General features: G+C 67.0%; 21 protein-coding genes and 1 pseudogene. 6 read left to right on the forward strand and 16 right to left on the reverse strand.

Annotation, left to right across the window (positions count from 1 at the left end; translation table 11 throughout):
• Window positions 1–10: 10 nt before the first annotated feature.
• From SOM47_RS15430 to SOM47_RS15445, 4 genes are all read right to left on the reverse strand, one after another.
• A complete protein-coding gene (locus tag SOM47_RS15430; protein ID WP_320506083.1) occupies window positions 11–1,222 on the reverse strand; it encodes an OprO/OprP family phosphate-selective porin in 1,212 nt (403 codons plus the stop codon).
• A 182-nt stretch (window positions 1,223–1,404) separates the two neighbouring features.
• Window positions 1,405–2,094 (reverse strand): endonuclease III, encoded by a 690-nt coding sequence (nth, locus tag SOM47_RS15435; RefSeq protein ID WP_042614360.1) that lies wholly within the window; start codon window positions 2,092–2,094, stop codon window positions 1,405–1,407.
• Window positions 2,094–2,450: a hypothetical protein gene (locus SOM47_RS15440; protein ID WP_042614361.1), complete on the reverse strand. Its 357-nt coding sequence runs from the start codon at window positions 2,448–2,450 to the stop codon at window positions 2,094–2,096. The genes nth and SOM47_RS15440 overlap by 1 nt, the downstream gene beginning before the upstream one ends.
• Window positions 2,451–2,453: 3 nt before the next feature.
• A complete protein-coding gene (locus SOM47_RS15445; protein ID WP_320506145.1) occupies window positions 2,454–3,212 on the reverse strand; it encodes an enoyl-CoA hydratase/isomerase family protein in 759 nt (252 codons plus the stop codon).
• A 204-nt stretch (window positions 3,213–3,416) separates the two neighbouring features.
• Here SOM47_RS15445 and SOM47_RS15450 point away from each other — a divergent pair, with 204 nt between their 5' ends.
• The 3 genes from SOM47_RS15450 (at window position 3,417) to SOM47_RS15460 (ending at window position 5,932) form a co-directional block, all read left to right on the forward strand.
• Window positions 3,417–4,118, forward strand: a complete 702-nt coding sequence (locus SOM47_RS15450; RefSeq protein ID WP_042614363.1) for an FKBP-type peptidyl-prolyl cis-trans isomerase — start codon at window positions 3,417–3,419, stop codon at window positions 4,116–4,118.
• Window positions 4,119–4,217: 99 nt separating this feature from the next.
• Window positions 4,218–5,030 (forward strand): CoA pyrophosphatase, encoded by an 813-nt coding sequence (locus SOM47_RS15455; protein WP_320506084.1) that lies wholly within the window; start codon window positions 4,218–4,220, stop codon window positions 5,028–5,030.
• Window positions 5,027–5,932 carry a sulfurtransferase gene (locus tag SOM47_RS15460; protein WP_320506085.1) on the forward strand — a complete coding sequence of 302 codons (906 nt, stop codon included), beginning with the start codon at window positions 5,027–5,029 and terminating at the stop codon, window positions 5,930–5,932. The genes SOM47_RS15455 and SOM47_RS15460 overlap by 4 nt, the downstream gene beginning before the upstream one ends.
• A 74-nt stretch (window positions 5,933–6,006) precedes the next feature.
• Here the strand turns inward: SOM47_RS15460 and SOM47_RS15465 are convergent, their stop codons facing one another.
• Window positions 6,007–6,576, reverse strand: coding sequence for an N-acetylmuramoyl-L-alanine amidase (locus SOM47_RS15465; RefSeq protein ID WP_320506086.1), 570 nt, complete (start codon window positions 6,574–6,576; stop codon window positions 6,007–6,009).
• Window positions 6,577–6,648: 72 nt separating this feature from the next.
• Between SOM47_RS15465 and SOM47_RS15470 the strand changes: the two genes are divergently transcribed.
• Both SOM47_RS15470 and rlmKL read left to right on the forward strand, forming a co-directional pair.
• A complete protein-coding gene (locus tag SOM47_RS15470; RefSeq protein WP_320506087.1) occupies window positions 6,649–7,176 on the forward strand; it encodes a hypothetical protein in 528 nt (175 codons plus the stop codon).
• Between the two features lie 243 nt (window positions 7,177–7,419).
• Complete coding sequence (gene rlmKL, locus SOM47_RS15475; RefSeq protein WP_320506088.1) at window positions 7,420–9,555, forward strand: bifunctional 23S rRNA (guanine(2069)-N(7))-methyltransferase RlmK/23S rRNA (guanine(2445)-N(2))-methyltransferase RlmL; 2,136 nt, start codon at window positions 7,420–7,422, stop codon at window positions 9,553–9,555.
• 179 nt (window positions 9,556–9,734) lie between these two features.
• On the opposite strand, the gene SOM47_RS15480 is transcribed toward rlmKL, so the two are convergent.
• From SOM47_RS15480 to SOM47_RS15525, 10 genes and pseudogenes are all read right to left on the reverse strand, one after another.
• Entirely contained in the window at window positions 9,735–10,064 is a 330-nt protein-coding gene (locus SOM47_RS15480; RefSeq protein WP_320506089.1) for a DUF3325 domain-containing protein, read from the reverse strand.
• Entirely contained in the window at window positions 10,061–11,695 is a 1,635-nt protein-coding gene (locus SOM47_RS15485; RefSeq protein ID WP_320506090.1) for a PepSY-associated TM helix domain-containing protein, read from the reverse strand. The genes SOM47_RS15480 and SOM47_RS15485 overlap by 4 nt, the downstream gene beginning before the upstream one ends.
• A complete protein-coding gene (locus tag SOM47_RS15490; RefSeq protein ID WP_320506091.1) occupies window positions 11,692–12,024 on the reverse strand; it encodes a DUF3649 domain-containing protein in 333 nt (110 codons plus the stop codon). The genes SOM47_RS15485 and SOM47_RS15490 overlap by 4 nt, the downstream gene beginning before the upstream one ends.
• A 99-nt stretch (window positions 12,025–12,123) precedes the next feature.
• Window positions 12,124–14,346: a TonB-dependent siderophore receptor gene (locus SOM47_RS15495; RefSeq protein ID WP_320506092.1), complete on the reverse strand. Its 2,223-nt coding sequence runs from the start codon at window positions 14,344–14,346 to the stop codon at window positions 12,124–12,126.
• Between the two features lie 263 nt (window positions 14,347–14,609).
• Window positions 14,610–15,011, reverse strand: a complete 402-nt coding sequence (locus tag SOM47_RS15500; RefSeq protein ID WP_152620667.1) for a DUF4124 domain-containing protein — start codon at window positions 15,009–15,011, stop codon at window positions 14,610–14,612.
• A gap of 52 nt (window positions 15,012–15,063) precedes the next feature.
• Window positions 15,064–16,209: a M23 family metallopeptidase gene (locus SOM47_RS15505; RefSeq protein WP_320506093.1), complete on the reverse strand. Its 1,146-nt coding sequence runs from the start codon at window positions 16,207–16,209 to the stop codon at window positions 15,064–15,066.
• Between the two features lie 261 nt (window positions 16,210–16,470).
• Window positions 16,471–17,760, reverse strand: a complete 1,290-nt coding sequence (locus SOM47_RS15510; RefSeq protein WP_320506094.1) for a DUF445 domain-containing protein — start codon at window positions 17,758–17,760, stop codon at window positions 16,471–16,473.
• A gap of 117 nt (window positions 17,761–17,877) precedes the next feature.
• Window positions 17,878–18,747: a ParB N-terminal domain-containing protein gene (locus tag SOM47_RS15515; protein ID WP_320506095.1), complete on the reverse strand. Its 870-nt coding sequence runs from the start codon at window positions 18,745–18,747 to the stop codon at window positions 17,878–17,880.
• A gap of 63 nt (window positions 18,748–18,810) precedes the next feature.
• Window positions 18,811–20,064, reverse strand: a pseudogene (gene aptA, locus SOM47_RS15520) (omega-aminotransferase AptA); the annotation flags it as partial.
• A 13-nt stretch (window positions 20,065–20,077) separates the two neighbouring features.
• Complete coding sequence (locus tag SOM47_RS15525; protein ID WP_320506096.1) at window positions 20,078–20,734, reverse strand: hypothetical protein; 657 nt, start codon at window positions 20,732–20,734, stop codon at window positions 20,078–20,080.
• A 251-nt stretch (window positions 20,735–20,985) separates the two neighbouring features.
• On the opposite strand from SOM47_RS15525, the gene SOM47_RS15530 reads away from it, so the two are divergent.
• On the forward strand, window positions 20,986–22,278 hold the full coding sequence (locus SOM47_RS15530; protein WP_192083906.1) for an MFS transporter: 1,293 nt from the start codon (window positions 20,986–20,988) through the stop codon (window positions 22,276–22,278).
• Here the strand turns inward: SOM47_RS15530 and SOM47_RS15535 are convergent, their stop codons facing one another.
• Window positions 22,279–22,740, reverse strand: coding sequence for a bacteriohemerythrin (locus SOM47_RS15535; RefSeq protein ID WP_192083905.1), 462 nt, complete (start codon window positions 22,738–22,740; stop codon window positions 22,279–22,281).
• Between the last annotated feature and the right edge of the window lie 152 nt (window positions 22,741–22,892).

The following is a 22,892-nucleotide window of genomic DNA, read 5'->3' on the forward strand; positions in this document are numbered from 1 at the left end:
ACTGCAGGTCTTACCAGAAGAACTGCAGGCGTGCTTCCAGGATGTTCGGGTCGTCATTGACGAAGCCACGCGCGCTGGAGCTGTACTTCTGGCTGTCCACCATCACGTAGTTCAGGGCGAACTTGGTGTTGGAGCGCCAGTAGTAGTTCACGCCCACGGTCCAGATATCCATCTTGCCGCCGAGCACGCCGTCCACGATCGGCGGACGACCGGCGACCGGGTTGGCGCTCAGGTTGCCGTCGTTGAGGTCCATGTGGTCATAGCGTGCGCCAAGCTGCCACATGCCGCTGGCGGGGTTGTCCGGCAGGCCGGTGCCCGGCACGCCGCCCTTGTAGCCCCAGGTCTCACCGGTGATGTTCCACAGGCCGCTGACATAGAAACCATCGCTGGTGTAGTTGTCGTTGGCCATGCGCTTGGCCTTGCTGCTGTAGTACTCACCCTGCGCCTTGAACGGGCCACCGATGTACATCGCTTCCACGCCCAGGGTGGTGACGTTGTCGGTGTCGACCATGTTGCCGCTGTCGATCAGGCGCACGGTGGCCAGGTCGGCATTCGGACGGGCACGCACGCGCAGGGTGTCCGCGTCGGTGTCATAGGCCACGTAGCTCAGGCCGAAATGCAGCACCTGGCCCTTTTCGTTGATCGGGGCGAAGGTGCCGCGCGCGCCGTAGCCACTGCCGTGGGCCAGGTTGCGGGTCAGTTCGCGGCCGAAGGCGCTGGCGGTCACCGACCAGTCGTCCTGGCCGTAGCCCCAGGCGCCGCCGAGGCGACGCGCCACCGCGTAGGTGTTGGTCACTGCGGCCTTGGAGATGAAGTCGTTGTTCTTGGTGCTGGACAGTTCTTCCAGGCTGTTGGGCTGCTTGTACTGGCCCAGCTGGATGAAGTGGCTGCTGTTGCCGCCCAGCTTGTACTTGATGTTGGTGTCGAGGAACTTGTCGGCCTTGGCGTCGTAGCCGACCACCCATTCCACGTTGCCCGGGCCCTTGCCCTTGAGTACCAGTTCGGCACGGCGCAGCTCGAACTCGCTGTCCTTGCCGTTGGCTGCATCGCCGCCGTTGAGGTCGGCTACATCGTTGTCGAACCAGTTGCCATCGGCCTGGACCAGGCCTTCGAAGGTGATCTCCGAACCGCCGATCACATCGATGGCCACTTCAGCGTGGGCGGCCGGGACGAACAGCGCAGCCGCAACGGCCGCAGTGAGAAGTTGGCGATGCAGTTTCATGGAGAAAGTAGCCTTGCAGGCAGGTGGGAAGATGCGCGCAGGCTAGATCGTGAAGATTGCGTAAATATGACAGTTTGCGAACGCGTGTCGGCCGCCAGGGCCTTTGCCGTGGCGCAGGGCCCTTATCAGGCCCGATCCATATGACGGCACGATTGCGTCGGGATGGCAGGCGCGCGGTGACTTCAGGCGGTTTGCGTCTTGTCCTTAAAGCGGCACAGATCGCGGATCACGCACTGCGGGCAGTCGGGCCTGCGCGCCTTGCACACATAGCGCCCGTGCAGGATCAACCAGTGGTGCGCATCGAGCAGGAACTCCCCGGGAACAGCCTTCATCAGCCCATCCTCAACGGCGCGCACATCTTTGCCCGGTGCCAGCCCGGTACGGTTGGATACCCGGAAAATATGCGTGTCCACCGCCATGGTCGGCTGCCCGAAGGCGGTGTTGAGCACCACGTTGGCGGTCTTGCGGCCCACGCCGGGCAGGGCCTCCAGCGCGGCGCGGTCTTCCGGCACCACGCTGCCGTGCTGCTCCACCAGGAGGCGGCAGGCGGCGATCACGTTCTTCGCCTTGGCGTTGAACAGACCGATGGTGGAGATATAGCGCTTCAGGCCTTCCTCGCCCAGGTCCAGGATCGCCTGCGGCGTGTTGGCCACCGGAAACAGCTTGCGCGTGGCCTTGTTGACACCCACGTCGGTGGCCTGCGCCGAAAGCGCCACGGCCACCAGCAGCTCGAACGGCGAGCTGTACTCCAGTTCGGTCTTCGGATGCGGATTGAGCTCGCGCAATCGGGTGAACATCTCCACCACGTCGGTGCGCGGCATCTTCGCGGTACGCCGCGCAGGTGCGCGTGCGGTCTTGCCGGCGGTAGCCATCAGCTTCCTTTTGGGGCGGCCGCCCGCGCCTTGGCGCGCGCCAGGATCGCCGCGGCGGCAGAGGGCAGGGCGGGCTTCTGGTCGGGGGCCGGCGGCGGTGCGCGGCGCGCGTCGCGCTCGGCATCCCGGCGCGCCAGGCGTACCGCACGTGCCCGGTAGCGCTCCCGTGCCGCCCAAGCCTGGCGCAGCTGGTGCTGGGCCTGCAGCAACCGCTGCGGCAGATCCGGATGCCCAGGCACCCGGCTGGCATCGGCCCCAGCGGGCGCGTACTCCATCAGGCCAGCCTGCACCGCGCCATCCAGGTCGTCGGCCAACAGCCGTTCCAACAGCACTGCAGGGTCGATCTCACGTGCCATGGTTCAGCGGTTCTGGAACACGGCAGGGCGGCGTTCGAGGAAGGCGCTGGTGCCTTCACGCATGTCCTGGGTGGCAAACAGCAGCCCGAACTGCGCACTCTCGTATTCCAGCCCCGATTCCAGGCTGCATTCGCCGCCTACATGCACCGCATCGAGCAGCGCCCGCAGGGCCAGCGGCGCCGCGTTTGCGAGGCGTTCGGCATGCGCGGCCACGCGCGCGTCCAGCGCGTCGGCGCCGGCGACCTCGTTGACCAGGCCCAGTTGCAGCGCACGTGCGGCATCGATGGGGGTGCCCAGCAGGCACAGTTCCAGCGTGGCGGCGCGCCCGCACAGGCGCAGCAGCCGCTGGCTGCCGCCGAAACCGGGAATCAGCCCGAGGGTGATCTCCGGCTGGCCCAGCCGGGCGGTATCGACGGCGATACGCAGGTGGCAGGCCATGGCCAGCTCCAGCCCGCCGCCCAGTGCGAACCCGTTCACGCGTGCGATGACCGGCTTGGGCATCCGCTCGATCTGACGCATAAGGCGCTGTCCCAGAAGGGAAAAGTCGCGTCCCTCGACGGCCGACAGGGCGTTCATCTCACTGATGTCAGCCCCTGCAACGAAGGCTTTCGGCCCGGCGCCGGTCAGGATCACGACGCGCACGGCCGGGTCCCGGGCGGCGTCCTCGAAGGCCACAGCCAGCGCGCGCAGGGTTTCCCCGTTGAGTGCATTGAGTTTCTCCGGCCGCTGCACCGTCACGGTGCGGATGGCACCGTGGTCCATTACGGCAACGGGGGCGGCAATCGGGGCGTCGGCCACGCGGAATCTCCAGGAACGTTAAAAAACAGTGATGTTGAACTCTTGAAACGCAATCAGGTCAAAGCCTGCGTTGTCAGTAGCGGAACCCCCCTCGCGGCCGCTATCCTAACCCGTCGCCTCAGGGCGGCGAAAACGCCCCCTGAGTTACCACCCCTGGAGAATTGTTTGATGAAGTTGCGTTCTATCGCGGTCGCCGTCGCGGCCCTGGCCCTGACGGGCAATGCCTTCGCCCAGGACGTTGCGTCCGAAAAGGGCAAGCTCAGCTATTACTTCGGTTATGACTACGGCAACAACCTTGCCGAGCTGACCGGTCGCGGTGAGCAGCTGGACATCAACTCGGTGGTGAAGGGCCTGCAGGATGCCTACGCCAAGAAGCAGCCGGCCATTACCGCCGACCAGCTGAAGCCGGCCGTTGAAGCGTTCCAGAAGCGCGAGCAGGGTCGTGCGCAGGCCGCCAAGGCCGAGTACGACAAGGCTGCTGCTGAAAACAAGACCAAGAGCACCCAGTTCCTGGCCACCAACAAGGCCAAGGCCGGCGTGCAGACCCTGGCCAGCGGCGTGCAGTACCGCGTGATCGAAGCCGGCAAGGGCGCCAAGCCGACGCAGGCCAGCACCGTGCAGCTGGAAGTGGCCGGTCCGTTCCCGTACGGCACCCGTCCGGCTGAAGCACGCCCCGCCCAGCAGATTCCTGCGATGAAGCTGAGCGAAGTGGAAATGAAGGCCATGCGCGAGACCCTGCTGCAGATGCCGGCCGGTTCGAAGTGGGAAGTGACCCTGCCGCCGGAACAGGCCTATGGTGCCGACCCGCGTACCCCGTTCCCGCCGAACGTGGCCGTGCAGTTCGAAATCAAGCTGGTCAGCGTCAAGTAATCAGTAACACGGTTCGACCCGACGCGCCGGTGGTTTCCACCGGCGCGTTTTTATTTGCGCCGGGTGCCGGCCGCGGTCCATTCGCGGTAATGTACGGCGGTGCAAACCACGGAAAAACCCGCACGTGCCGTGCCCAGTCCCTGCATTGGAAAATGCGAACTCGACCCGCATCGGTCGTGCACCGGCTGCCTGCGCAGCCTCGACGAAATCGCGCGGTGGTCGTCGATGAGCGCGCGCGAACGGCAGCACGTCATGCACCATCGCCTGCCGCTGCGCGAGCAGCTCCGAGCTTCATTGGAAGGCTCGCTGGCCGATCATCAACGCCTGATGCGCGCGCTGCATCCGCTGGATGCGCCGCCGCTGGGGGATGGCTGGAACCGCAGCGAGCTGGAGGATCTGCTGCCGCCCGGACCGCTTGTCGAAGCAGCGGTGCTGGCCGGTATCGTGCCGCGTGCCACCGGCGCGCAGGTGATCCTGACGCGCCGCACCGAAGCGCTGCGCCAGCATGGGGGGCAGGTGGGTTTCCCCGGTGGCCGCACCGAAGCCGACGACGCCGATGCGATGGCTGCGGCGCTGCGCGAAAGCAACGAAGAGATCGCGCTGGCGGCCGGCCAGGTGCAGGCCCTGGGTTACCTGGACCCGTTCGTGACCATAACCGGCTACCGCGTGACGCCGGTGGTGGCGGTGATTGATCCAGGTTTCAAGCCGGTGCCCTCGCCTGACGAAGTGGCCGACGTGTTCGAGGTGCCGCTGGACTTCCTGATGTCAGCGGACAACCTGCGCCACGTGGAAATCGTCCATCGTGGACGCGTGCGCCACGTCCTGGAATACAGCTGGCCCGGCCAGCGCATATGGGGCGCAACCGCGGCCATCCTGTACAACCTGCGCCGTCGCCTGGAGGAAGTGTCATGAACGCCAACGATGCAAGCTGGACCCCGCTTGTCGATGCGGCATCATTGGCCGCGATGCTCGATGCCGATGTGCTCCGCGTGGTGGACGCGCGCGCCACGGCAAGCACCGCAGTGCGCGTGGTCGATGCGCGTTTTTCGCTGGCTGATGCCCAGGCCGGGGCAGCACAGTACGCCGCCGGGCACATTCCCGGTGCGGTGTATGCCGACCTCGACCACGATCTATCGGACAAGCGCAGCGTGGGCCACGGCCGGCATCCGCTGCCGGACAGCGCGACCTTCGCTGCCACCGTGGGTCGCTGGGGTATCGGCCCGGACACGCAGGTGGTGGTGTACGACGCGGCCGAAGGCAGCATGGCGGCCGCGCGCCTGTGGTGGCTGCTGCGCTTGATGGGTCACCGCCAGGTGGCCGTGCTCGATGGTGGCTTCGCGGCGTGGCAGCAGGCAGGTCTTCCGGTTGCCACCGAGGCCGTCCAACCTGCCGCCCTGCCACCGTATCCCGGCCACCTCGATGCCCGTCAGGTGGCCAGCGTGGATGAAGTGGCAATGCGGCTGAAACACGCATCCGGCTGGCTGGTCGATGCACGCGCCAACGAACGTTTCCGCGGCGAAGTGGAGCCGCTGGATCCGGTGGCCGGCCACGTACCTGGCGCCGTGAACCGCCCGTTCGGCTTGAACGTGGTGGGCGGCAGGATGCGCCCGGCCGATGAACTGCGCGCCGAACTGCAGCAGGTGATCGGCGCGCATGATCCCGCGCAGGTGGTGCTGATGTGTGGATCCGGCGTTACCGCCTGCCATCTGCTGCTGGCGATGGAAACGGCCGGCCTGCACGGCGCACGCATCTATGCCGATTCGTGGAGCGGCTGGGTCAGTGACGGCAGCCGGCCGGTGGCGACCGGCGCATAGCACCCCTCGTCCGTAGTAGCGAGCTTGCTCGCTACGCGGCGGCGAGCAAGCTCGCCACTACACAGCCGCTTTGTTCACGGCACGGCGTGCTGCAGCGGCACGGCGGCCTGCACCTCGCGCCACGGAAACAACGGACCGGGATCGCGTTTGCGCGCCACCTTGATCGCGGCATCGTCACTGGCCGGGATCTGCTCCAGGTCCAGCTCGTCGTGGCCCACGATGTGGCGCAATGACGGATACCGCGCCGCCAATGCCTGGACCAGGCGCACCAGCGCGGCGATCTGTGCTTCGGGATAGGGCTCCGACATGGCCTGGCAACGGCTGTCGAACCAGTCCGGATAGCGGCCCGTATTGACCAGCTCGATGCCGATGGACGTCTCGTTCATGCCCCGCACGTGGTGGGCGATGCGCTCGGTGGCCACGTACTGGTACACACTGCCATCGCGGTCGATATAGAAGTGCCCGCTGTTGCCGGTCCCGCTTTCGTAGAGCGGCTTCTCACCGTACTGTCGTGCCATGCCCAGGTCGGGCAGTTCGGTGCAATGCACCACCACTGTCTGCAGCGTGTCCGTCGCGCGCAGTGGCAGCAGGTCGTGGTAGGGCAGCGGCTGGATCTGCAGCCCGGAAATCAGCGGATTCGGCATGTGCCGATGCTAGCATTGCGCGATGAACTGCATTCCCGAAATGACTCCTGCGTACGTTCCGCCGGTGTCCGCATGAGCCGCGGCCACTGCATCCTGTCGCATGGCTTCGAAAGCGGCCCCGATGCCATCAAGGTGACCGCACTGGCCGACGTGGCCGAGCGCCTGGGCTGGACCCACGAGCGGCCGGACTTCATGGACCTGGATGCCAAGGCGGACGTAAGCCGGCTCGGCGATGTGCCGGCACGGCTGCATCGGCTGATCGAGCGGGCCACGTCGGCCGTGGCACGCGGCCCGGTGGTGCTGGCAGGTTCCAGCCTGGGCGCCTACATCTCCGCCATCGCCTCGCTGCACGTGCCGGTGGCCGGCCTGTTCCTGATGGTGCCGCCAACCACCATGGGCCCCATGCCGGCCCTGGATGCGGCCGCTGTCCCCACCAGCGTGGTCCACGCTTGGCATGACGAACTGATCCCTGCGGCCGGGGTCATCGAGTGGGCGCGCAAGCGCTCGGCATCGCTGCTGATGGTGAACGACGGCCACCGCTTGAACGACCACGTGGCCGAATCCGCGGCCGCCTTCGAGGCCCTGCTGCGCCGGCTCTAAGGCGTGGCGACCAACGGTCGCCACCCACCGAGGCCTGAAGGTGGGTGACGACCTTTCCCCACAGTGGGTGACGACCGTTGGTCGTCACGCTCTTGTCCGAACCCCCGCCACCCTTCAGGGCGGGCCGGCCCGCCAGCGATTACAATGGTGCCCCCGTGCCGCCGGCATGGGCGCGGGCCTGTTGCCAGGGCCTGCCCGATCCTGCGCCGCGCAAGCGGCCGCCCCACCTGCGAAACCGATCCCGTGAATTTCTTCGTCTCCTGCGCCAAGGGCCTGGAATACCTGCTTGCCGACGAGCTGTCGGCCCTGGGCCTTGCTAAGGCGACCGCCACCATTGCCGGCGCCAACGCCGAAGGCGACCTGGCCCAGGCGCAGCGCGTGGTGCTGTGGTCACGCCTGGCCAGCCGCGTGCTGTGGCCGCTGGCCGAGTTCGAATGCCCCGACGAACAGGCCCTGTATGACGGCGTGCACATGATGCCGTGGCAGGACCACATGAAGCCGGAGATGACCCTGGCCGTGGATGCCCACGTGTCCGGCGACAAGATCACCCATGCGCGTTTTGCCGCGCAGCGGATCAAGGACGCGGTGGTCGACCGCATGCGCAGCGAGGGGCTGGAGCGCCCGTCGGTGAATACCGATCTACCCGACATCCGCATCAACCTGTCCCTGCGCAAAGGCCGGGCCACGATCTCCATCGACCTCGGTGGCGGCCCGCTGCACCGCCGCGGTTGGCGTGGCGCCGCGCATGATGCGCCGCTGCGCGAGAATCTGGCCGCCGCCGTGCTGCTGCGTGGCCAGTGGCCGCGCCTGCATGCTGCCGGGGGTGGCCTGCTGGACCCGATGTGCGGCAGTGGCACGCTGCTGATCGAGGGCGCCCTGATGGCCGCCGACGTCGCGCCCGGCCTGATGCGCCACGGCAGCCTGCCGCCGAGCCGCTGGCTGGGCTTTGACAAGGATAGCTGGAAGGCTCTGTTGACCGAGGCGCGCGAGCGCGAGACCGCCGGCCTGGCCGCACTGAAGCCGGTGGTGTTCGGCAGCGATATCGATCCGCTGGCGATCGCCGCGGCGCGCGAGAATGCCGAAGTAGCCGGCGTCGCGCATGCGATTACCTTCACCCGCGCCGATATCGATGACCTGCCGGCGCCGCCGCTGGAGATCGGCACGGTGGTCTGCAATCCGCCCTACGATGAGCGGCTGGCGGCCGATCCGGCGCTGTATCGCCGCCTCGGCGATGCCCTGCAGAAGGCGGTACCGCAATGGCGCGCCAGCCTGCTGTGTGGCGATGACGAACTGGCCTTCGCCACCGGCCTGCGTGCCGGCAAGAAGTACCAGATGTTCAACGGTGCGCTGGAGTGCGCGCTGATCGTCTGTGATCCGATCGCCGTGCCCAAGCGCGACCCGGCGGTGCCGCGCGAGCTCAGCGAAGGCGCGCAGATGGTGGCCAACCGCATCCGCAAGAACCTGAAGAAGTTCAAGACCTGGCGTGCGCGCGAGCAGGTGACCTGCTTCCGTGCCTACGATGCCGACCTGCCCGAATACGCGGCGGCCATCGACGTGTACCAGGAAGACGGCGGCAAGGGCCGCACCTTCCTGCACGTGCAGGAATACGCCCCGCCGGCGACCATCCCCGAAAACGACGTACGCCGCCGCCGCAACGAACTACTGTCGGCCGCGCGCGAGGTGTTCCAGGTGCCGCCGGAGCAGGTGGCGCTGAAGTCGCGCGAGCGCGGCAAGGGCGGCAGCAAGTACGGTCGCTTCGAGCGGCGCGATGAGTTCCTCATCGTGCGCGAGAACAACGCGCTGCTGCGGGTGAACCTGTTCGATTACCTGGATACCGGCCTGTTCCTGGACCACCGTCCGCTGCGCCGGACGATGGCCGAAGAGATACGCGGCAAGCATTTCCTCAACCTGTTCTGCTACACCGGCGTGGCCAGTGTGCAGGCGGCGGTGGCGGGGGCGGCCAGCACCACCAGCGTGGACCTGTCGGCGACCTACCTGCAGTGGTGCTACGACAACCTGGCCTTGAACGGGCAGGGCGGCAACCAGCACCTGCTGGTGCAGGCCGATGCGATGGCCTGGCTGGAGGCCGACGAAGGCCTGTACGACGTGATCTTCTGCGATCCGCCGACCTTCTCCAACTCCGCGCGTGCTGAAGATTTCGACGTGCAGCGCGAGCAGCTGCGGCTGTTGCGCGCGGCCGTGGCCCGGCTTGCACCGGGCGGCGTGCTGTACTTCTCCAACAACTTCCGCCGCTTCAAGCTGGAAGAAAACGCGATCGCCGGGTTCGCCACTTGCCGCGAGATCAGCCCACGCACCATCGGGCCGGATTTCGAACGCAACGCGCGCATCCATCGCGCATGGGAACTGCGCGCGCTGTGATGGCATCGGGTAGTCGCGCCCCGCGCGACCGAGGTAGTGACGGCCGCTGGCCGTCCTGCTTTTCGCACCCCGCCGAGCATGGCTCGGCGCTACCAACGCGCCCGCCGTTCCCCGGTAGCGCCGAGCCATGCTCGGCGAGCGCAGCGGTAGAAGCGTGACGGCCAGCGGCCATCGCTACCTCACACCAACGCGGCAACCAGTCCCAGCGCGGGCAACGCCAGCGCCAGCGGCGCGATCCAGCGTGGCTTCCATGGGTACAGCCCGAAGGCCAGCAGCAGCCCGGCGATGGTCATCGTGCCCAGCCACAGCACCGGTCCCATCGCCCAGCCGTGGTCGACCACGCTCAGCCCGAATGCCGCGCCCAGCAACACCCAGCCCAGCACCGACCACTGCCGGCGCCGCGACACCGGCGCGGCCTGCTTTCCGTGCAGGTCCAGCTGGTGCTTTTCCATCGCCAGCGACAACGCAGTGAACGCGCTGAAGGACACGCCCAAGGCCAGCAGCATCATGCCTTCGCCTCCACCGCCACCGCGCTGCCTGCGGCAGCAGCCGCTGCTCGCTTTTTCTTGTCCGCCGCGCTCAACGGCGGCGTCCAGCGCTGCATCCGCCAGCCGCACATCGCCAGCATCGCGCCGAAGGCCAGCATCACCAGATCGAAGCCGGCCAGCACCCAGTCGCCGGCTGGAACGGTCACGCCCAGATGGGCCTGGGTGGTCAGCGCATTGAGCAGCGGCAACAACGCGAACAGGGCCGCGCCGAGGTACAGCTGCCAGGTCCACATCAGCCGCTTGGGCCAGACGAACGCGGCCAGCAGGGCTGCGCCCCAGGCATAGAAGAACACGCTTACCTCCGCATCGGCACGTTCGGGAACCTGTAGCGGCAGCAGCCGGTTGGCCCAGAAGTAGGATGCGAAGGCGATCGGCAGGCCGGCCACCGCGCCGATGTTCAGTGCGTCCACCAAGCGCAGGCCGAAGCCGATCCGGCCGCTCTTGGCATGCTTGGGCCGCTCCTTCACCGCCCACAGCACCACGCCGCTGGCCACCATCAGGCAGCCGGTCAGGCCGGACAGGAAGAACAGCGCACGCAGTCCCCAGTCAGCGAAGCGGGCCAGGTGCAGCCCATACATCACCCCACGGGTAGCGGTAGCCGCGCCGGCGGCCGGTGATTCCATCAGCAGCTTGCCGGTCACCATGTCGTAGCGCAGCGCCGGCGTATCGATGGACAGGCGGCGGCCGTCGCGTTGGCGGATGTCGATCACCGCATTGCCTGCGCCCGGGCGGGTGACGCTGAAACCGGACACATCCACACCTTTCCAGTGCGCGCGCGCACTGTCCAGCAACTGCTGGATCGGCAGCGGCGCAGCGCGCCCTTCGGCCGGTTCGCTGACCTCCGGCATGCCGCCGAACGCTTCGTTGAAGAACGCATCTTCATCGCTCGGGTAGGCCGCCTTGATGCCCCACGGCAGGTACATCACCATCAGGGTGACGATGCCGGTGTAGGTGATCATCGCGTGGTACGGCAGCGCCATCACCGCGCTGACGTTGTGGAAATCCAGCCAGGAACGCAGGCCCTTGTCCTTGCGGAAGGTGAAGAAGTCCTTGAAGATCTTCTTGTGGGTGATGACCCCGGTGATGATCGCCACCAGCATGAACATCGCGCAGAAGCCCACCAGGTAACGCGCCCACAGCACCGGGATGTAGTGCAGGTCGAAGTGCAGGCGGTAGAAGAACTCACCGCCGCGGGTTTCGCGGGCTTCCAGCTTGTCGCCGGTGTTCGGATCGACCGTGGCCTCGCCGAAGCGTCCGCCCCCGCGGCGGCGGCGCTCGCCTTCCACCGGCGGCTTTACCATCGATTCGGGATTGCGCCAGAACATACGCATGGCCGGGTTGCGCGGGTCGGGCAGGGTGACGAACCAGGTTTCGGCTTGGCCAGCGTGTTCCTGCAGGTAGTGCACCGCGCGCTCGGCGGCGACATCGGTGCTGACCGTGGTTGCCGGCAGTTCCGGGCGCATCCAGCGGCTGATTTCCTCGCGGTAATAGCTGGCGGTCCCGGCCATGAAGATCAGCAGCAACAGCCAGCCCACCAGCAGGCCGGTCCAGGTATGCAGCCAGGCCATCGACTGGCGGAATCCGTTCTTCATGCCCACGCTCCCAGTGCCCGTGCAACCGCAGCCATCACCATGGTGGGCAGCAGGATGCCGATCCACGCGCGCAACGCCGTGCGCGTGGCGAAGGCCCACAGCGCCGCGCAGGCACACACCACGATCGCCAGCAGCATGCCGGTCAGCACGGTCTGTCCACGCGCGCCGGGCAACGCCAGCGCGCAGAACACGCTGGTCACCGCGGCCAGCGCGTAGCCACCGAAGATGGCGGCCATGCTGCGCGAGAACACCCCCCAGCCGGGGCGGGCGAAGAAGGTGGCCAGGCGGGCGCTGGCGGTCGTGTTGGCAGTAGAAGGCGAGCGGTCCACGGTGATCCTGCAGTTGCGGTTGATGGCATCGCTGCCGGTGGAAAAGGTGGCCGTCCGTGGCCGGCCGCCGGCACATCGCCGACGGCATCCATCAGATCCTCAGAGCTTCCAGCGCAGTGTCATGGTGACGTTGCGCGGTTCGCCCCAGTACACGCCCTGGTAGAAGCCGACGTTGTTGTAGTACGCCTTGTCCAGCAGGTTGTTGACGTTGAGCTGGGCACTGAAGTTTTCGTTGAAGCGGTAGCCGGCCGACAGGTTCACCAGGTAGAACGCGTCCTGTTGGATGCGCGCACTTTCGGTGCGGCCGCTGCTGAGGTAATCCGCACGCGGCTTGATGCTGTTGTTCCAGATGCTGCTCTGCCATGTCGCACCACCGCCCAGCCAGAACCGGCCGTCGATGCCGCCCGGGCGCCAGCTGGCGTTGAGCCGGAAGGTGTCCTGCGGGTTGGTGGTCTTCTGCAGCACGCCGGCACGGTTGCGGATGGTGGTGTGGGCAAAGCCGGCAGAGAGGTTCCAGTGCTCGCCGATGCTGCCCTGGGTTTCCAGCTCCCAGCCTTTCACCTTGTTGCCCTTGCCGGTGGAACGGTAGGCCTGGCTGCCATCGGGCAGCGACGACGGCGGCACCGAATCATCGATCTCCGCCACGTTGTCCTGCTCGCCTTCGAAGATCGCCGCGGAGGCATTGAGCAGGCCGCCGAAGAACTCGGCCTTCAGGCCGCCTTCCCACATCGTGCCGACCACCGGCTCCAGGTAATCGCCATTGCGGTCGCGGTAATTCTGCGGCTGGAAGATATCGGCGTAGCTGACGTAGCCGCTGAAGATCGCGTTGAAGTCGTACACCAGACCCAGGTACGGCGTCAGCGAATCATCGGGCTTGTAGCCGGTGCGGGTAGTGGCGGTCAGGTTGCCGGCGGTGTCATGGGTATAGCGCCAGGTCCTGGTTTCCCAGCTGCCATAACGGGCACCGACCACGGCCAGCAGCGGATCAGCCAACTGCAGCCGTGCGGCCAGGTAGGCGGCGCTCTGCTTCAGCTCGTTTTCCGATGCCAGGTAGCCCAGCCGGGTGACGGGCAAGCGCGGCACGTCGCCTGACCAGTTGCGCCAGTCCGGCACCACCGTATAGGCGGCGGTGTAGTCGAAATCGAGCGCATCCGATTCCCCCTTGCGCACCGACTGGCCCAGCCCGAACACCAGTTCGTGGTCGCGCCCGAACAGCTTGAACGGACCGCTGGCGTTGAGGTCGAACACCTCCATCGTGCTCTGTTCGTTGAAGTGCGAAACGTACGCCGAGACGCCGGTGCCGTCCTCGCGCGGATAGCCCTGGGCGCCGTACCACACGCTGCCATCGGTATCGCGGTCGGCGTGGGTCAGGCTGGCCTTGGCCGACCAGCCGTTGCCGAGCTGCTGCTCCAGGCGTACGAAGCGGGTCTTCTCGATGATCGGCCAGGTACTCCACGAGGCTGACAGGTTGGTCGAGCGCGGCAGGTTGGCCGGCTTGCCATCGGCGCCCCAGTAGGGCACCACGCCCCAGGTCACCCCGGAGGTATGCGGCGACTGGTATTCATAGCCCAGTTCCAGCAGGGTGCTGTCGGTGACGTCGGCCTGCACGATGCCGTAGAACACGTCCTTGTCCAGTTGGTACACATCGCGGAAGGAATCACTCTGCTGCTTGGCCGCCACCACGCGCGCCCGGATGCGCCCATCCAGCGCCACCGGACCGCCGAGGTCGGCTTCCAGGCGCTGGTTGCCCCAGCGGCCCACGGTCAGGTTGGCGCCCGCCTGGAAGGTATCGGTGGGGCGCTTGCGCACGAAGCTGATGGTGCCCGACGGATCGCCGGCACCGGTGGTCAGGCCGGTGGCGCCGCGGATCACTTCGATACGCTCGTAGATCACGCTGTCGGTGTTGGTCTTGATCGACCCACCGAAGGTGTTCAGCATGCCATCGACGTGGAAATTGGTGATGTTGTAGCCGCGCGACACATAGTTGATGCGCTCGCTGTCGGTCACCGACACGTGCACGCCGGTGACCTGGCCCATGACATCGGACAGTGCGAACAGGCCCATGTCGTCCAGCCGCTGGCGAGTGACCACGGTGACCGACTGCGGCGTCTCGCGCAGCGACAGGTCCAGCTTGGTGGCGGTGCTGGCGTGCTTGACCGTATAGCCGTTGCTGATTTCACCATCGGCGGTGACCTGCACTGCGTCCAGGGTACGCGCGGAGGCATTGGCCGCGGTGTCGGCGTGGGCGCTGGAAGCGAGCAACAGGCTGCCGATGGCAAGCGCGAGCAGCGAACGGGGGGGAGCGTTGAACAGCGACGACATGAGGGGTGCGATTCCATGCAGGTAGAAAAGCCGGCGATGGAAACGGCCGCGCAGGCGCGCGGGCCCAGCGCCAGGATGCAGCGCCCGTTCCCATCGTCGCCGCACCAGGCTGGGGCGGCGAACGTTAGCTGGTACACGGGGCGGCAACGGCGGAAGGGGTCCGCGACTGACTGGCTGGGCGTACGTGGTTGACTAAATGATAAGTATTCGCATTTAGGTAAGCAAGCGTTTTCAGTGGGTCACACGTGCGACCGCACGGGCTTTCAGCGCACCGCGCAGGCGCGGTGGATTTCCTGGTCGATGCGGGCAGGAGCGCTGCGGCCGGTGAACACTTCGGCCATCTCCTTGCGCAGGCGGGCGTCTTCGCAGGATTGCGGATCGACCACGTTGTCGATCACCGTGCCGCGCACGTCGGGCTGGTCGTAGCCTGCGCCCTGACGCACCCAGCGGCGCGCCTGCGATGATTCCTGCGCCACGCGCACGCGGTCGGCGCTGGTCAGGTTCGGATCGCGCACGACCGGCCGGCTGATGCCGGTGTCCTGCTCCTTCGGGCAGGGCACCGACTGATAGGCCACCTGCTTGCCATCGCTGCACTTGTACACGCGTTGCGCGTGCGCCTGCGTGGCCAGCGCACACAGCGCCAGCGTCATCAACATCCTGGTCATTGATCCCCCCGGCGCACCGCCTTGGCGCGCGATGCGCGGGAGAATACCCGATTCAGGGAGCGTCAACACCTATGTTGGTGTAGAAATCCGAACAGTAGCGCCTGCCATCACGGCTGAGGTTGAAGCGCTGGCAGTTGGTGTCGTAACTGGTGCCTGTAGCGGTGATCAGGTAGCTGGACAGGGTCACACCATTCAGATGGTGCTGGCTGCCGTTGGACTTCAGGGACCAATGTTCGTGCGGGCCGGTAGAGGACCCTCCATCGCACAAGGCCTGGTTCCGGGTATTGGCCGGGTTGGCAATGGCATCGTTGGCCGCCACCATGGCGCCCGTCGCGGGGCGGATGTTCATCAGATGGTAATAGGTGGTGGACCAGCCACCTTCGTGCACGATCTCGGCCATGCAGGAGGAGTGACGCTTGAAACGTCCCGACGCCGATGCCGATACCCAGTAGTTGCTCTGGTTGCTGCCCCACCAACCGCCCACCGACATGTCCAGCGAAGACATCGGGAACCGGCCGCTGCCGGAGTGGGTGTGGGCGCCGCCGATATGCCACTTCGCCTTGAGCGGATAAGGAAACTGCAACAGGTTGGTCGGCGGCACAACGGCTTGTGGCCGCGCCTCGCCACCGCGTTGCGCCGTAGCTGGGCTGCTTCCGAACAGGCGGCGGTAGACATCATTGAAGCCAGCGTCGGCCAGCGCGGTCGCACGCACAGTGTCCATGCCTGACAGCGCGTACAGGGTGCGCAGCGGGTTGTCGGCAGACAGCGCCACCGGCCCCATCGTGCGGGTGTCATCGGCGTCGTACATCGCATCACGCAGCGTTTCGGCCACTTCGCGCAACTGCGGGCCGAAGCCGGTTTTGGTGACCAGCGTGCCGAAGGGCCGTTCCAGGGTCCCGGCCGCCGCATCCTGATTGCCCACCACGCCGGTCTGCAGTTCCATCAGGGCAAGCAGCACGCGCGGACTGATGCCGCTGTAGCCCGCCCAATGGGAGAGTACTTCGGCATGGGGGCTGAGCTGTGGCGCATGCTCGGACAGCCAGGCGGCGATATCGAAATCAAACATTTCCTCGTACTGGTACACGAGGTCCTGGCTCTGCACGGCAGGTTCGCTGGCTTGTGCCGTTCCCAGCGTGGATGCCGCACAGAGCACGGCCAGCAGTGCGGGTCTCATCAATCGGCGCGTATGGATGGTCATCGTTCGGATTCCAGATTGGATCTGAGCGGCGTGGTGTATTCAGGCCGCAACCTTCCCTGGACCCTGCGGAAGGGACCACGTCGAGATGTCGGGGCTGGCTCGCTGCTGCCGCTATTGGCGGGCGGGCAGGACTAATGCTAGGTACGTGGGACAACGCCGGGTTTGTCGGCAATCACAAAGTTACCGGCGTTGGAAAGATCCATCGGAGGCGGCATTGATGGCTATGGCCATCAATGGGACAGCACGCCCTCACGCCCGCACTCACATCGGCAGCAGCGTGGTGGCCGCGTGCAGCAACAGTCCGATCAGGCCACCGACCAGCGTGCCATTGAAGCGGATGAACTGCAGGTCGCGGCCTACGCTCAGTTCCAGCTGTTCCACCAGGTGGCGTTCGTCCCACCCTTTCACCGTCTGCGCGATATGCGCGGTGACGCCATCGCGCAGGCGCGAGGTCAGCCGCTGCGCACCCTCCAGCAGGTGCAGGTTGAGTGCATCGCGCAGCGCCGGGTCCGAAGACAGGCTGCGGCCCAGCGCGGCCATGCTGCGCTCCAGGTGCCCGGCCAGCGCGGAGTCCTCACTCTGCAGGTCCGCACGCAGGCTGGCGTGGATGCGCGACCACAGGCCCTGCACGTATTCCTGAAGGGCAGGGTGGTCGATCATTTCCTGCTTCAGCTGTTCAATGCGGGTAGCCAGCGCAGGGTCCTCGCGCAGGCGCTGCACGTAGCTGCCGAGCCACTGTTCGTAGTCCTGCCGCAACGGGTGCAGCGGGTCGGCCAGCACCTGCTGCATTTCCTCCAGCACCGCCCCGGCCAGGCGCTCGGCCAGGCTGTCGCCGATCTCGTCGATCGGCTTGATCCAGTTCACCGTGCTGGAAAGCGTGGGCCACTCGCGCTGGATGTAGCGCACGATCAGCTGCGAGGCCCGCTGCTTGACCTCCGGCTGTTCCAACCAGCGCCCCAGCCGCTGCAGGCCTTCGTCCAGCACGCGCTGGTGGCGGCCATCGGCGGTCAGCAGGGCCAGCAGTTCACCGGCGGTGGAGGCCGCGTTCCACTGCCGCAGCTGCTGCACCACGAAGCCGTGCAGCTGCCTGCGCACGGCCGCTTCGTCGAAGAAATCCAGCGCCTGCAAGGCCCAGCCGCGCGCCATGTCGGCCAGCATGCGCACCTGCTCGGGCGCGGACAGCCAGCTGCCCAGGCGGGCAGCTGGATCGAACACTTTCAGTCGCGCCAGCAGCATGTCCGGCGCCAGGAACTGGTCGCGCACGAAGACCGCCAGGCTGTCGCCGATGCGTTCTTTGCTGCGCGGGATGATCGCCGTATGCGGGATGGGCAGGCCCATCGGCCGGCGGAACAGCGCCACCACCGCGAACCAGTCGGCCATGGCGCCCACCGCCGCGGCTTCGCAGAACGCGGCGACCCAGGCCCAGATACCGCGCTCGCCCTGCCAGTGGCTCACCGCGAAACCGGCCAGCATCACCAGCAGCATGCCGAAGGCGATGGCTTTCAGGCGCCGCAGCTGGGCGCGGCGCGGATCATCGGGAGTCGTGGTCATGCGGGCAGTCTACCGGGGCCGGTGTTGGGCCCCGTTGACGGGAAAGTGCATGCGGTAGCGCCGAGCCATGCTCGGCGAGCGCAGCGGCAGCGTGATGCATGCCGCCCCACCCCCGCATTACGCGCTGAGCTGCGCGCGCAGCGCCGCCAGCTGCTGGCGCAGCGCATCGTTCTCGCGGGTCAGGGTGACGATGCGGGCGCGCAGCGCCGGGGCGCCTTCGCCCAGCTGTTCCAGGGCATGCATCACCTCGGCATCGCGCAGCGCCTGCTCGTCCTCGCTGACCTCTTCCGCCTGCACCGCCACGTCCGGCTTGGCCGCACGCGGCTTGCGGTTGGCTTCACGGGCCCGCTTGGCGGCCTGCTTCAGTTCGTCCTTGCCACCGGTGGCGGCCGCGCGCTGCTCGTCTGCCGGCAGCGATGCCACCGCCGCCGCCGCGCTGATCGACAGCTGACCATTCTTCACCGCCTCCACCACTTCCGGCGCCGCCTGCGCACGGATGCGTTCGATCATGCTGATCTGGTTGCTGCTCAGCTTCGCCTCACGGGCCAGTTCGGCGCGGCTGAAGCTGGGTGCCGGATCCCACGGCGGACTGTCCTGGTCCTCGTCCTGGCCGTCGGCGGTGCCGTCGCTTTCGCGCTGCAGCTTTTCCTGCTCGATGCGCTTGCGCTCGGCCAGGATCTCGCGCTTGCGCAGCGCCAGTTCGCCACGCTGGAAGTCAGACACGCTGCGCCGGCCCAGGTGCTGTTCGATCATCCACAGGTGGACATCGTCCATGCTCTGGAAGCGGGTGTTCTGCACCGTGTTGAACGGCAGATCATGCTTCTGGCAGATGCCATACCGGTTGTGTCCGTCCACCAGCACATCGCCCCACAACACCAGCGCATCGCGGCAGCCTTCGGCCAGGATGCTGCGCTCCAGCGCTTCGTATTCGTCCGCGGTGAGCGGGTCGATGTAGGCCTTCAGTTCTTCTTTGACGACGATGTTCATGGGCAACGGGCAGTCGTGGAGCGGAACCGCCCATTGTACCGGCTCGGGCTGGCGCGTCCCGGCTCAGGCGGTGGCGCGGATCATCGCGCCGAGAACGTCGGCGATCTGGTCGATCTGCGCCGGTTCCACGATCAGCGGCGGCGACAACGCGATGGTGTCGCCGGTCTGCCGCACCAGCAGGTTGCCGTCGTGGAAGCAGCGCCGGAACACCTCATAGCCGCGGCTGCCCGGGGCATCGCGGCGCGGTGCCAGCTCCACCGCGCCGACCAGCCCGAAGTTGCGGATGTCCACCACGTTGGTCAGGCCCTGCAGGCTGTGCAGGGCACGCTGCCAGTGCTCGCCCAGTTCGATGGCGCGCTCGAACAGGCGCTCTTCGGCATACACGTCCAATGTAGCCAGCGCGGCCGCGCAGGCCAGCGGGTGGCCGGAACAGGTATAGCCGTGGAACAGGTCGATGGACTGCGCCGGCCCCTGCTTCAGGCTGGAATGGATGGCATCGCTGACCAGCACCCCGCCCAGCGGCACCGCGCCGTTGCTGGCGCCCTTGGCGAAGGTGATCAGGTCCGGGTTGACGCCGAAACGCTGCGCGGCGAAGGGCATGCCGACGCGGCCGAAGCCGGTGATGACCTCATCGAACACCAGCACGATGCCGTGGTGATCGCAGATTTCGCGCAGGCGCTGCAGGTAGCCTGGCGCCGGCAGGATGACCCCGGCCGAGCCGGCGATGGGTTCCACGAACACCGCCGCGATGGTGGACGCATCGTGCAGCGCGATCAGCCACTCCAGTGCATCGGCCAACTCTGCCCCGTGCCGCGGCAGGCCCTGGCCGAAGGCATTGCGCTGCAAATCCAGCGTATGCGGAAGGTGCGCACTGCCGCCCAACTGCAGGCCGAACTGGCGCCGGTTGTTGGGCAGGCCGCCGATCGCCATGCCACCGAAGCCGACGCCGTGGTAGGCCTTCTCGCGCCCTATGAAACGCGTACGCTGGCCTTCGCCGCGGGAGCGATGATGCGCCAGCACGATCTTCATCGCCGTATCCACCGCCTCGGAACCGGAGTTGGTGAAGAACACATGGTTCAGCCCCGCCGGGGCCAGCGCGGCCAAGCGCTGCGCCAGCACGAACGGCAGCGGCGAGCCCATCTGGAAAGTGGGCGCGAAATCCAGCGTGCCGGCCTGTTCGGCGATGGCCTGCACGATCTTTTTGCGGCCATGACCGGCATTGCAGCACCACAGCCCGGCGGTGCCATCGAGGATCTGCCGGCCTTCCACGTCCTCGTAGTACATGCCCTGCGCACGGACCAATAGGCGCCGCCGCGACAAACCGCGCGCTTCAACGGCAGCTCGCGCTGACCTGATGTATCGCATCCCGCAGCGCCTGCCGATCCCGCTCGTCCACCGCATCCTGGAAGTACTGCAGGTCCTGCTTGCCCAGTCCGCAGGGGTCATCGGTATAGCCGGGCGGCCACAATCCAAGGAACTGCGCCACCCCGGCGATGATCTGCTGCGGACTCATCTGCGGGCGCATGCGGAAGTAGCGCGGTCGTTCCTGGAAGGCCGCATGCACGGCGCGGCGTCCGATCAGTTTCGGGGCGAGGGTGGCGGCGGCGATGCCGTCACCGCCGCTGACGGCATCGCCGCGCAGGTGCAGGTCCAGTGGCGCACGCGCAACGGGCTCGGCGATGTCCACCAGGTTGGCCGTATCAGGTGCGGCAATGACGGGCTGTAGCGGGCTGACCATGCGGCGGTTGCGTTGCATGGGCGAAACATCAGGGCTGCTGGGCAGCGCGATGGGCTGCGCTGCAGGCGGTGGCGCCGGCAACCAGCGCACGCTCATGCGATGGGCATCGCTGCGCGTCAGGGTGGCGCGGGTGGTGGTCAGCAGCCACCAGCCGATCAGGGCATGCACGGCGATCACCAGCGCCCACGCGATGACGTGGGGGGCGGCGGGGAAGGGGAGTGATGGGCGGGGTAGGGCCAGAGTCGACATCGGCGGTGCATCCATGCGGTTACCTTCGGGGTGAGAGTAGGCGTGAGGGCGGAAAGTTTCGTTGGGGGGTCCAAGGGCGGCCGCTTCGCTCGCCGAGCATGGCTCGGCGCTACCAGAATCGAGCATGGCTGGGCGCTACCAGAAGCGGGCGTGGCCTGGCGTTACCGGGCGGTGTCGGCTGAAACCAATCTGCCCCCCGTCGGGAGGGGCGTGGCAGAATCCGGAACGCTCTCTGCTTGTTGATCCTGCCCATGTCGTCCACTGCTGCACCCGCCTCGATCCCGTCCGCGCCGGCCAATTCGCCGCAGCGCGTGCTGCTGGCCAGCCTGATCGGCACCACCATCGAGTTCTTCGACTTCTACATCTACGCCACCGCGGCGGTGCTGGTGTTCCCGCACCTGTTCTTCCCGGAGAGCAGTGACAAGGCGGCGATGCTGCAGTCGCTGGCGACCTTCGCGGTGGCGTTCATCGCACGGCCGGTGGGGTCGGCGGTGTTCGGGCACTTCGGCGACCGCATCGGGCGCAAGGCCACGCTGGTGGCGGCGCTGCTGACGATGGGTCTGTCCACGGTGTTGATCGGCCTGCTGCCCACGCATGCGCAGATCGGCCTGTGGGCGCCGGCCCTGCTGGCGCTGTGCCGTTTCGGGCAGGGTCTTGGGTTGGGCGGGGAATGGGGCGGTGCCGTGCTGCTGGCCACCGAGAACGCACCGCCGGGCAAGCGTGCCTGGTACGGCATGTTCCCGCAGCTGGGCGCGCCGCTGGGCTTCCTGCTGTCGGCCGGTATCTTCCTGATCCTGGGCCGCCTGCTCAGCGCCGATGACTTCCTGCAGTGGGGCTGGCGCATCCCGTTCGTCGCCAGTGCGCTGCTGGTCGGCCTGGGCCTGTGGGTGCGCTTGAACATCCATGAGACGCCTGCCTTCCAGAAGGCGCTGGACGCGCATGCGCGGGTCAAGCTGCCGATGCTGACCGTGCTGCGCGACCACGCCGTGCCGATGCTGCTGGGCACGCTGGGCGCGTTTGCCACCTTCGTGCTGTTTTACCTGATGACCGTGTTCGCGCTCGGCCATGGCACGGCGGTGCTGGGCTACAGCCGCGAGCAGTTCCTGCTGCTGCAGATGGTCGGCATCCTGTTCTTCGCCGCCGGTATTCCCATTTCGGCGCGCTACGGCGACCGCTGGGGCACGCGCCGCACGATGATCATCGCCAGTGGCCTGATCGTCGCTTTTGGCGTGCTGCTGGCGCCGATGTTCCAGGCCGGAAGCCCGTGGATGGTGCTGGGGTTCCTGTCGCTGGGGTTGTTCCTGATGGGCCTCACCTACGGTCCGTGTGGCACCTTCCTGGCAGAGATCTACCCGGTGGAGGTGCGCTACACCGGCGCTTCGTTGTCGTTCAACCTGGCCGGCATCCTCGGCGCGGCGCCGGCACCGTACCTGGCGACATGGCTGGCCGAACGCTTCGGGCTGGTGGCGGTCGGCTATTACCTGTGCATCGCCGCGCTGGTGACCATCTGCGCGCTGCTGGCGTTGCAGCGCCGGGTGCGCTGATCAGCCGAAGAACCGCTTCAGCGTGCGTCCCAGCCAGCTGCCGCCCTGGTGTTCGCGGGTGAACTGGTTGAGGTGGTGCTTGACCGATTCGGCGTAGGCCTTGTCATCGCCGCGGATGTGGTTGAACAGCCAGCGCGAGAGCATGGTGCGCAGTTCGTCGGTCACGTCTTCGCCGGCCTGGAAGCGCAGGCGGTAGTCGGACACGCGCTTGCCGAAGATCTCGTGCACGCGCTTGTGCGCGGCGCAGAACGGGTAGCCGGCTTCTTCCATCAGCTCTTCTTCGAAGGCGAAGTGGGACATGGTGTAGTCGACCAGTTCGTCGATCACATCAGCCACGGCCAGCTGCTGCAGTCCCTGCTGGGCGACGTGCAGATGGTTGAGCATCTCCACGATCCGCTTGTGCTGGTTGTCGATGACCTCGATGCCGATGTTGAGATCGTCCTGCCAGACCAGTAAGGCCATCTGCGTGCTCCCTGTGTGCGATGGGAGCGAGTCTGGGCATGCGTGCCGATTGCGACACTGATCTGGATCAAAGCGGGTGGCAGCGTGACCGGTAGCACCGAGCCATGCTCGGCGGAATGTTCCAGGTGTCGCAGCCCGCGCCGGAAGGCCGC

It is taken from the genome of Stenotrophomonas sp. CFBP8980 (assembly GCF_034046095.1).
In the GTDB taxonomy this organism is placed as follows: domain Bacteria; phylum Pseudomonadota; class Gammaproteobacteria; order Xanthomonadales; family Xanthomonadaceae; genus Stenotrophomonas; species Stenotrophomonas lacuserhaii.